The organism is Alteromonas sp. MMG017 (assembly GCF_018100795.1).
Taxonomy (GTDB): domain Bacteria; phylum Pseudomonadota; class Gammaproteobacteria; order Enterobacterales; family Alteromonadaceae; genus Alteromonas.
The window spans coordinates 19,731-30,500 of sequence record NZ_JAGJDY010000009.1; the positions used below are offsets into that span (position 1 = coordinate 19,731).

Sequence of the window (10,770 nt, forward strand, 5' to 3'; positions counted from 1 at the left end):
CCAACACGACTGATTTCCTTTTAAATAACGCGTACGCTGTATTTTACTTTTTATATCATCACAACTTATACCTCTTCTACCCTATCGTAAGTGATTGATTATGCATATGGCTATTCATCGAAAAACACTGTGAATTAAGGGAATTTTTAATAGGTGAGGTGCTAGCCTAGCCACTGGTAACTAATACTTGTGTGCATTGCTATTAAAGATTGCGTCTAGCACCGCTATTGATAATGACTACACGTTAACGCTACCTGCTTTTGTTATTAGGTATGGCGACTTTGTTGGTAATTAGGTTTGCACAATTGATATAGTACTGGGCATTGTCACCCCACGTTGTAATAAAGCATGTTGAAGTACGCTACACGAGCCACCACCCTATCTCCTTTTTTAGCCATGGCCTATGGTGAAAAAGCCACTGCGCTTAGCAATCAAGGGCACGATGTTATTCGGTTAAATTTGGGTGAGCCCGACTTTGGCGCGCCCATACCGGTTGTTGAAGCCATGAAGCAGTCGCTGTCTCAGGCTGATTACCCGTATACTTCAGCGCTAGGCTTGCCTGAACTTCGCAGCGCCATAGCCCAGTTCTATAAAACACAGCACAACGTTGATATTCCAGCTTCGCGCATTGTGGTTACCGCTGGCGCATCTGCGGCTTTGTTATTAGTGAGTGCAGCGTTAGTTGAAAACGGCGATAAGGTGATACTTGGCGATCCCTCATACCCCTGTAACCGTCGATTTTTAAACACCTTTGGCGGCGAAGTTACATTAGTGCCTACTTCAAGCGAGCAACAATTTCAGTTAACGCATAACGATGTAACGCACCACTGGGATAGTAAAACCAAAGGCGTCCTCATCGCCAGCCCCGCTAACCCAACCGGCACCGCTATTGCTGAAAATGAATTATATAGTATTGGTGAAACCTGTAAGCAAAACGATGGTTTTCTTATTGTTGATGAGATTTACCTAAACTTAGATTTACGTGAAGGCTCGCCTTCTACTGCAGAACAACCTACCCCACTAAACACAGTGTTGGCGAATGAGAGCCTTCATAACAATACCATTGTAATTAATAGCTTTTCCAAATACTTCGGTATGACGGGATGGCGTTTAGGTTGGTGTGTGGTACCCGAAGGCATGACACAAGTTATGGAGCGATTAGCGCAAAATTTATTTATTTGCCCTTCTACCCTTGCTCAGCAAGCGGCGCTCGCCTGCTTTACACCAGAATCACTGGCCCAATGTGAACAGAAGAAAGCACTATTGCGCACCCGCGCTACGTTTGTGATGCAAGCCATTGCAGACATGGGCTTGAGTATTGATGCCACACCAGACGGCGCGTTTTATGCGTATATCAATATTGAACCCACTGGCCTTACCGCCATTGAATTCTGTGACCGTTTATTGGAAGAAGAATATGTGGCATTAACACCCGGTGATGACTTTGGTGAACACAATGCCACCCGTTATGTGAGGTTATCGTTTGCCACAGAGATAAGCCGGTTAAAAGAAGGCTTAGCCCGGATAAAACGATTTGTTGAAACATATACTGGCTAGCCGTTATTTTTTTGCTTTTAGCTATGTCGATTTACCTGTTTTGCTTTATCTATTTTGCTTTATCTATTTTGCTTTATCAATTTAAGGAAGAGTGCGCATTTTATACTGGTAGTGAATTTCATTTGTATTCACACCCAAATCAATACTCAATTATTACCTAAAAAAATAATTTAAGGTTGATGGATTGCGTATATTGGTTGCACATAAGTCTTCCATGAAAAATAAAATAGGACACGATATTTATGAGCGATCAACGGGAATTTGATGTTGTAATTTTTGGTGCCACAGGCTTCACAGGTAAATTGGTAGCTGAGTATTTTCAACGCCAATATGGCAGCGACAGTAGCGTAAAATGGGCTGTTGCCGGTCGCAACGAAGCTAAGCTTGCCGATGTTAAAGCCGAATTGGGCATTAGCGATGCGGTAGTAAGTATTGTTGCAGATGGTGATGACGACGCAGCACTAGATGTGCTGACTAAGCGTACTTCAGTCGTACTGACCACTGTAGGGCCTTATCAAATTTACGGTGAGAAACTACTTTCAGCCTGCGTTGACAACGGCACTGGCTACACCGATTTATGTGGTGAGCCTGCGTGGATGCACCAGATGATCAACAAGTACGAAGCCAAAGCAAAAGAGACTGGTGCTAATATTGTGTTCTCGTGTGGTTTCGACTCTGTACCTTTCGATTTGGGCGTTCACTTTTTACAAGAACACGCTAAAAAGCAAACTGGTGCAGCGATTGAATATGTTAAAGGCCGTGTAAGAAAAATGCAGGGTACGTTTTCTGGAGGTACAGCAGCCAGCTTAAAAGCGACTATGGTAGCGGCACATAAAGACAAATCAATCATGTCTGCACTTATTAACCCGTTCTCACTTGCCGATGCTAACCAAAGTCACCCACAACCCGATGGCACCAAGCCATACTACGACGAGTCTTTAGGTTCGTGGGCTGCGCCTTTTATTATGGCAGCTATTAATACTAAGAACGTACACCGTTCTAACTACTTGGCGAACTTCGCCTACGGTAAAGCCTTCCAGTATGATGAAATGATGCTTACTGGCCCGGGCGAGAAAGGCGAAGCGATGGCGAACCACGTTGCCCAAGACAAGTCATTAGGTGGTGAGGGTGGCCCTAAGCCGGGTGAAGGCCCAAGTAAAGAAGAACGTGAAAATGGGTTTTACGATGTTATGTTTATTGGTGAGGCAATTAATGGCGAGACCCTGGCGGTATCGGTAACCGGTGATAAAGACCCAGGTTATGGCTCAACCAGTAAAATGATTTCAGAATCTGCCCTTTGCCTTTGTAAAGATGTGTCACTTTCTGGCGGATTCTTTACACCTGCATCTGCGTTGGGCGATAAGTTAATTTCTCGTCTCACTGAAAAAGCAGGGCTTACTTTTAACGTCGAGAAATAATCTACTGCTATAACACTACGTCTTTAAAACGCCGCTGTGAGTCACTTTTCACGCGGCGTTTTTGTTTTTTACACACTTGCATCTCCCTCCTCAGTTAGCCTTTTTTCCTTAAGTCTTATCACTCTCCCTATTCCTTCATGCTTATGCTCACCTATCTTTTGCATAGCAGATAATTGCCAACAAAGTGTAAAGGTTTGAACAGATTTCGTCTTATTCACTCCTAATCTTTGAACAACAAGATGCCTGCCCCCTCGCCGATCCTTGCCCTCGGTATGCAAATGGATGAAGAAATCGGTACTAGCCACATAGGAACACGTGGGGCTTATTCCGCACATTAGCTCATTAACTCTTATTACCTTTCACCTATCAGTGCACCAAAATTGCCAAGTTGAAGTATACAAAGTAAGGCTAAATTATTCTTATCGGCTTTTTGCTACCTACCGATGAGAAAATGAGTAAAGGAGATAACCATGGCCAAGCAACACGCTGCGCAGATCAAGAACGACGACACGTATGAAGCACTTCGGGATAAAGGCTACAGCAAAGAAAAATCAGCCAGAATTGCCAACGCACAAGCCAACGATGCGCAATCGCCCTCGAAAAAAGGCGGTGAAAGTAAAAAGTATGAAGAACGTACGAAGCAAGAACTGTACGACAAAGCAAAAGAAGTCGGTATTTCGGGTCGCTCAACCATGAGCAAAGGTGAGCTAATTGACGCGTTACGACACCATTAATAGCAAATTGAGCGCAATAATAAATAACAAGCGTATGTAATGCTATTGTGTGTCGGTCTAGGCTATATCAAGGCTACATAAAAAGCCGGTGATTTTGCTGTTGTTAGAACCAATTAAGCCAACAACAAATTCACCAGCATTTAGTCTTTCTAATATCTTACCGGCCTTAAAGACCTTTCGGCATTATGCTAACACTGTTTTTAATGCTTTTACGCACGCGTCAGTTTCTTCAGGAATACCTACACTAATTCGCGACCATGTGTCGTAGCCAGGCCATGTGCGACCAACCACTTTAATACCTTGCGCTTTCATTAACTTTGCAAACTCGTCATGTGGCATACCGGTATCCATGTAGATGAAGTTGCCTTGCGGGTTTTTCGCATAAGCCTGCCCAAGTGATTCAGCTGCGGCCGTTAGCTTCTCACGCTCAACCTTTACCCGCGTGCGCATGGTATTTAGGTTTGCATGATCTTCCATGCTGGCCATACCCGCAACTAATGCTAAGTAGTTCACACCACCCATGCGCAACATACCACCCATCTTCTTAGCTTGTTCCGCTGGTAAAATGGCATAACCTAAACGCTGGCCTGCCATGGCGTGAATTTTAGAGAAAGTACGGCAGATAACGACATCGTGCCCTTCTGCCACTAACTTTGATTGTACGTTAGCAGGATAAGCATCTGACATTTCAATGTAAGCTTCATCGATAAATACCTGCGCCTTTTTAGATACGCGCTTTGCAAACGCGGTAAGCTTAGCAGCATCTACCACTGTGCCCGTTGGGTTATTAGGGTTACAGATATACACGGCAGTAGTGTCTTCAGTGACAGCAGCTTCAATCGCGTCTAAATCGAAATTCATATCTGCATCTAGCGGAACGTAAGTTACATCAGCGCCCATGAATTCAGCGCCACGAGGTACACCCTCGTAAGTAGCCATTGAAGTTACCAGTTTATTACCGTTTTTTGTAATCCAATCGGCGTAACCAAATAAGATTGGAGAAGATCCATTAGTAACAATAATTTGATCTTCAGATACCCCTTCTTGTGCAGCAATTTTGCTTTTAAGCACATCCACCGTTGCATCTGAGTAGCGTGCTAAGTTGAATAATTCACCTTGCATGGCATCTACTGCTTTAGCTGAAGGGCCAAAGGCGTTTTCATTTGACGATAAACGAACAAGGCCGTCACTCACATTAGGGGTAGCAGTAGGAAAATGATCCGTTTTCATACCTGCTGCGCTAAGTTCTTTAACGCTAGAGTCTACACATGCTGTTAGCGCAACTGCGCCAGCACCTAGACCAACTGACTTCAACCATTGACGACGTGATGAGTTAACTGATGGATTATTTTTTAATTCTTGTTTCATTTGCCACTAAGCCTTATATGTACACCGAATTTTAGACTAATAGGTAACAACCGGGCATGCAAGCGAGAATTTTAAGTAACCCACTGAATTCATTGCACTTATTTAGTGCGCGCAATGCTCAAAAATGTACATTGGTAATAAATAGCTAAATTGTGTTTTTAATTCTTCCTTACATAAGCTTTCGTAGAATCCACATATAAGGCGGTGAAACTCTGGTATTTAGGTATAGGGGAACATGGCATTGTGCAACGATAGAATGTCGCCCGTTATCTGGCAAGAAGAGGGATTAGTGCCGAAATTTCATCTCTCGTGTTTTGACTATTATCTTAGAAATTAAGAGAAAATAGCCTAAATTAGCAGCATAGTTATTATCACCCTGGTTATAGGTATTACACGCTTTTATAAAACTATTGGGGCTAAAAGGCGAATAAAAGCATGAGTTGTAATGGTCTTGTTTGTCATCATTTCCTTTTCAAGTTGCTCAAATCACAAATTCATTGAAGTGCACCGAATACGATAAAAATCATGCTGTGATTTGGTGCATATTGGTGCATGTCGAGATCAAAAAAAATAGGTGTTTTTTTATTCTTTCACCATTTTAATTTGTCAGTCCTTAGGCAATATCTCCAATGTTCTAAGGCTCGACAAATTCGTAATTAGCATGGGTAGCACGCCTAGTACCGCCGCTAATGTGGTAATAATAGAGTCGAAGGCAATATTGGCACTGAAAATCACTAACAGAAATAATAGCCCCACCAGCATAAATAATGGCGGCCGCAAATTATGCCAAATACTAGAACGTGTTTCTGTAAGCCATACTTCAATGTGCTTCGCAGACTCTGCGCTCATGACAAACTGCCTAAAGCTCTCATTCACCAAGTGCCATCCGCAATCTCGATAAATAAGACCTCTTCGTTGTAAATGCCCAACAATTTCAGCACTGGCTGGGTTTAACTTAGCACCTTGAGCGAGCTGTAACAGAATAAGCCGCTCGTTCGTTGTGCATTGCTCCCACCGCATGCGATAAGCAGGCCGGGCATGGTGAACAAAAAACTCAACTATTTGCTGAGGAGACCAGAAATCGTCCAGTCTAAGTGCGTGTTGCACCTCTTTTAGGTGAGTCACATTAACGCCATTAAGCGCCGACAATACTGCATCAATATTTTCTGCTGAGCGCTTTAGTTTTATTTCTAGGTGGTAAACTAAAAACGCCCGTTGCACATCGAGTAAATCGGGCCAATGTGTAGATTCATGCGCCAGTACCGAAATGGCGGTAGGCGATGTGGTGAGGGTATTTTTCTTACTGGCCACCCAATAATAATGTATAGAAAAACTGCGAAGTAATTTGCTCCACTGCCATAGCTCGTTTTTACTCGGTAAATGTTCAGTTTCAAACGCAGGGAAGCTCTCGGCGTGGCTAAGTAACTGCATCGGCGACATTTCAGATACTAATATCAAGTGACACTTGTGTTTTTGAAGAGTTTGAATAAGCTCAAATGCGGCATCCCGTTCGGCATGATCAAGCAGTGCTTTGTTTAGCCCTTTTAAAATAATGGTTGGCGTGTTCTCAAGTTCATCTATTTTAGTTATTTTATTGAAATCGGGTTCTTTCACCCGAGTGAGCCAATCTTGAATGTCACCTACTTTATTCTCGAAAATTGTATGTTCGTGGGCTAAAAATGCGTTTTCTAAGTCAGATTGGCTGAGTTGACTGATAAATTGCACCTGCATACGTGTAGAATTTTGTGGCGTCAATTGCTTCCAAATATACTCGCTTTCTTCTGCTTCAGAGGGTGGGCGCAAGCGATAGCTGTCAAAGATATGCTCACCTAACAGCTTGCGACTAATCAGCAATAGGGCTGCACAAAACACACTGAATACGAAAACAGCAGTAATCACTAGCACAGGTAAAATATAAAAGGCACTGGATGCTCGCATGAAGCGTTGTGAAGAGTAATGGAGTATGTGGTTACTGGTTGTTTTTATATCGGTACCCGCTTTGAATCGATACTCGGCTGCAGAATCCGTTTGCAACGCTAAACTACTGACAATAGCGTTAATAAAAGTATCAGTGTTGTTGTTCAATACCGATGAATAGTCTTCAGCTTTATCTAATGTTACCCAATTCTCTCGTTCTAATGCTGGGAATATAGTCTTGAAGGGGATCTCGGGGTTAGCAGCGGGTAGCCCTTCTCTTGAGCTCAATGGCTCTTGATACATTAATGCTCGATACTGCTGGCTTTCCAATGAAACATGTTGCTGCATCTCTAATAGATGTTGGTTCTGGAAGGTTGCCTGCCCTTCTAGCATGTAGCTGTTTACGCTATTCACTAATATAACCGTAGGTACCACCGTAATAAGATAAATACATCCCGCTAAATACCAAATGTAGCTGTTCGGCACGCGACTGCTCAGCTCAGACAACGTACTGGGCTTTTTATTTGGTTGAACAGCAATTCCCTCGCGCACAGACTTCATCCACATCAAATAAGTACTAAACAAAAATAGTCCTATTCCGATTAGTGGAAAAAGTAACGACTCGAAGTTTGAATGCGATACATGGCTGTTTTCAGTGTTTGCGAAAACTCCCGATAAAAGCAGTAAAGACAGCATGACGAAGCAAACCAACGGAATAAAGAACGGCATTCGAACTAATAAACTAGGCGTGCTTACGTATCGCCATGCTAAAGCCTTTAATGATAACTTCTTACCCTCTACTTCAACGGGCACAAAGATAAATTGCAAAATGATGAGCATGAAAGTTAACGTAAAAGACAAAAAGGCCAACCGTGGAATAACGGTATCGATAATGCCAATGGTGAAAAGTTGCATAGCGCAGGCAGACCAAATCCATAAGGCCAACCAGCGATAGGTTTTACGCTCTCCCCCTATGACGTTTGCGTTAGATGTGGTGCTATTTTCATCATCGTACTGATAATGAAACAAACGCGCCCACACACCTTGCGAGCTAACATATCGGCTTATAAGTACTAAGGGAATTAAAAGTATTAAATAAAGGATAACCGCTAGAAACACCAGCAGCATATTAACTTGCGACGCTTCTTCTTGGTTGTAGAACACCACAAGCGCCCATTCAGGTATAGTAGAGTGCAATGGCCCAATAACCATGCTGTGTTCTTCTCCGCGATAATCTAACTGTAGCTGCGCGGGCTGGTAAACGTCTATATTCTGTAAGTTGGATAGCGTCGTTAAAAGCTGTAAATCGTGTCCGTTTTCAGCCACGAAATTCTCCACTAAACTTCGCTCTTCGTTACTGTGGTAGAGCACTTTCCCCACTTGGTCGATAACGGCATACCCTATATTTTTCGGCATTATGCGCTGATTTAAGCTGGTCAGTAGCGTACCTATAGAGCTTATACGCTTGGTTATTTCGCCTGTGCCATTTTCACCTTCTTTATCGATATGTTCGAAAACCAATTGGCTATTAAACCTTGCATCATCGATATTGCGTATTCGCTCAATGAAAAATTGCTGAGGTGTGGAGTTAGTAGATTCAAGCAATTGTTCACAGCAAACTTTTCGCCCTGTGGTTTTATAGTGAAATTTACCAACAAGCTGCGTGTCTAAGCGCCACATACCTTCATTCCACCCTCGTTTGTAGTACTCCCGTTCATTCAAAGGTGTTTTTTTAAAGTTATGGAGGTTTTTATGCGGACGAAAAATCATGTCAGGCCTATTCTCTTTATAGCGACTCACCACACCGCTTTTGCCGAGCAAGAACCAGTTTTCAATAAAATAAGCGCTGGTATCAGCGACTGATTGCTCATTGATAAGTGAGCAATTCAAGAAACCAGTAGCGTTATCACTCTTTTCGCTACCGCCTGAATCTACACAGCCTGAAATGTCTTCACTTTTGCTTCTCTTAAAATAACGAGAATCTAATAGCAACAGTTCCGATAACTCTTTATCGAAATCTGAACTTATCATTTTATGTATATGTGCAGAATCTAACGTCTTTTGTTGAAGCCAATATCTAAAAAAGAGCTGATCACTTATCGCTATCGTGGCAACCCCAAGTAAAATAAATAATCCTAAAATACATTGGGTAACATCAGAACGCGTATAGCTATAGGTGGGAGCGCAGTATTGAATTTTAAGAATAGGAAGTGTAGCAACGAGCAGTGTTAAAAAAAGTACTATCCATAACGCCGTATTGTTACCAATTTTAAGGTTATTGAGGACCACTTCTTTTTTTTCTACGAAGGCTAACAGGTAGAGAGTCTTCGAATCGTCTGTACCTCCAGCATTTAGGCCAGTTATTGTAATGGGTTGCCGATAAACCCGAAGGTATAGCCCAGCAATTTGCCTATCTACAGAATCACTCGCCTTTAGATTACCTTTAGCACCCGTTTCATTATTTTCCTTTTCGCCGAGTAATTCTTCTACGTTTGAAAAGCGAAGATCAGATAGCGCTTTCGCGAAATTACTATGTCTTTTTTCCGCAATGACCTCTCCATTCTCATCACTGATGACAAGCAATGGAAACGGGCTTAAATGATTCGAGATAAGGTCAGCGATGGGCACTGTTACCGTGTTATGCGCTACATGAACTTTAAAAATACGAGACTTTGCGTCAAATTCGCCATTTTCTTTATTTGCTTCGACCTTGGCGGGTTCTTCAGTACTAACATCATTTTCTACTTCATTTTTAGTGATACTATTCACTATCACAAGGTGTTTAAAGTTTTCATTCGAACTAATACGCTTTTTAAACTCACTGACCTTTTCATTTCTATTTTCGCTCTCATTTCCACTTTCGTTTTTAGTTTCTTGAGGCTTAAACTCTTCTTTCACGCTTGTTAAAAGCATATCAATAGACTGCTGTAGGCTCTTGCCCGCCTCGTTTAACTGTCGCAGGTAACCATGGTTTTGCTGAATTTCATTCTGTTGAATTCGAAGAAAGTAGTATGCAGAGCCCACCAAAATAGCAATGAGCAAAAGTAGGCTGTAACGTTTGAGGGCTTCATGTCTGCCTGTGTGCATAATCCATACATCCATGTCGAATTAAGATAAATAAGTATGGCTCACACAAACAAATTTGTACATTTTTTAAACAGATAATTTACGATGACTTAAGCTATAAAGAGAGATTTAGCCCGTTTTGATCCATATCAACGCTATTTTGCCTGACATAAACCACACTACATCTATCCTTAAACCATTATGACAATGTGTGTATGCTCTCGTTAGTAGACAACAGCAATACAAACCACGACATTCGTGCCGAACATCATGGCTTGTATAAACTTAGCTTAACGCGTAATGCGGATATTGCGGTTGCGAGCAAGCCGGTCTTTGGTGCGAGTATTACTTTTCACACAGACCTACTTACTTACGACAGCTTCATTGTTAAACCTGACAATTTATTAGGATGGGTAGATATGGGGGGATTGGTTTATTTTAATATTTGTTCAGGTCAGCATCCCCTTGGCATGGATAATGTGAAAGGCAATACTGCCACCACACTACCATCACAATTTATTAGCGCGGAAAATGGAATATTACGCTTTACGTCGGCGCTTCGCATATACCTGCTAGCGAAAACGCCCAGAGACATTCAAGAATATGGATTATGTTACTTTACCCCTGTGTAATTAATAACATATAGCCGTGCGCAAATAGGTGAGCAGGAGCCGTTAACCTACCTGCGTCTAGCGTTTAGCTTTTAGCGT

At 42.3% G+C, this 10,770-nt stretch carries 6 protein-coding genes; 4 read left to right on the plus strand and 2 right to left on the minus strand.

The window, feature by feature from the left end; genetic code table 11:
* The first annotated feature begins 351 nt into the window (after positions 1-351).
* From J8L84_RS14445 to J8L84_RS14455, 3 genes are all read left to right on the plus strand, one after another.
* Positions 352-1,557 (plus strand): aminotransferase class I/II-fold pyridoxal phosphate-dependent enzyme, encoded by a 1,206-nt coding sequence (locus J8L84_RS14445; protein WP_211071442.1) that lies wholly within the window; start codon positions 352-354, stop codon positions 1,555-1,557.
* 242 nt (positions 1,558-1,799) lie between these two features.
* Positions 1,800-2,975 (plus strand): saccharopine dehydrogenase NADP-binding domain-containing protein, encoded by a 1,176-nt coding sequence (locus J8L84_RS14450; RefSeq protein WP_211071302.1) that lies wholly within the window; start codon positions 1,800-1,802, stop codon positions 2,973-2,975.
* 470 nt (positions 2,976-3,445) lie between these two features.
* Positions 3,446-3,709: a Rho termination factor N-terminal domain-containing protein gene (locus J8L84_RS14455; RefSeq protein ID WP_211071303.1), complete on the plus strand. Its 264-nt coding sequence runs from the start codon at positions 3,446-3,448 to the stop codon at positions 3,707-3,709.
* A gap of 183 nt (positions 3,710-3,892) precedes the next feature.
* Here the strand turns inward: J8L84_RS14455 and J8L84_RS14460 are convergent, their stop codons facing one another.
* Both J8L84_RS14460 and J8L84_RS14465 read right to left on the minus strand, forming a co-directional pair.
* The gene (locus J8L84_RS14460; RefSeq protein WP_211071304.1) at positions 3,893-5,077 is read right to left on the minus strand and encodes a histidinol-phosphate transaminase; all 1,185 of its coding nucleotides are present in this window, start codon (positions 5,075-5,077) and stop codon (positions 3,893-3,895) included.
* Between the two features lie 606 nt (positions 5,078-5,683).
* Positions 5,684-10,081, minus strand: a complete 4,398-nt coding sequence (locus J8L84_RS14465; protein ID WP_211071305.1) for a hypothetical protein — start codon at positions 10,079-10,081, stop codon at positions 5,684-5,686.
* 194 nt (positions 10,082-10,275) lie between these two features.
* Here J8L84_RS14465 and J8L84_RS14470 point away from each other — a divergent pair, with 194 nt between their 5' ends.
* Positions 10,276-10,692 (plus strand): hypothetical protein, encoded by a 417-nt coding sequence (locus J8L84_RS14470; RefSeq protein WP_211071306.1) that lies wholly within the window; start codon positions 10,276-10,278, stop codon positions 10,690-10,692.
* Positions 10,693-10,770 lie beyond the last annotated feature (78 nt).

What these genes read in the sequence shown, in the direction of transcription:
- J8L84_RS14450 (WP_211071302.1), top strand. Translation starts at nt 1,800, where the DNA reads ATGAGCGATCAACGGGAATTTGATGTTGTAATTTTTGGTGCCACAGGC.
- J8L84_RS14455 (WP_211071303.1), top strand. Translation starts at nt 3,446, where the DNA reads ATGGCCAAGCAACACGCTGCGCAGATCAAGAACGACGACACGTATGAA.
- J8L84_RS14460 (WP_211071304.1), bottom strand. Translation starts at nt 5,077, where the DNA reads ATGAAACAAGAATTAAAAAATAATCCATCAGTTAACTCATCACGTCGT.
- J8L84_RS14465 (WP_211071305.1), bottom strand. Translation starts at nt 10,081, where the DNA reads ATGCACACAGGCAGACATGAAGCCCTCAAACGTTACAGCCTACTTTTG.
- J8L84_RS14470 (WP_211071306.1), top strand. Translation starts at nt 10,276, where the DNA reads ATGCTCTCGTTAGTAGACAACAGCAATACAAACCACGACATTCGTGCC.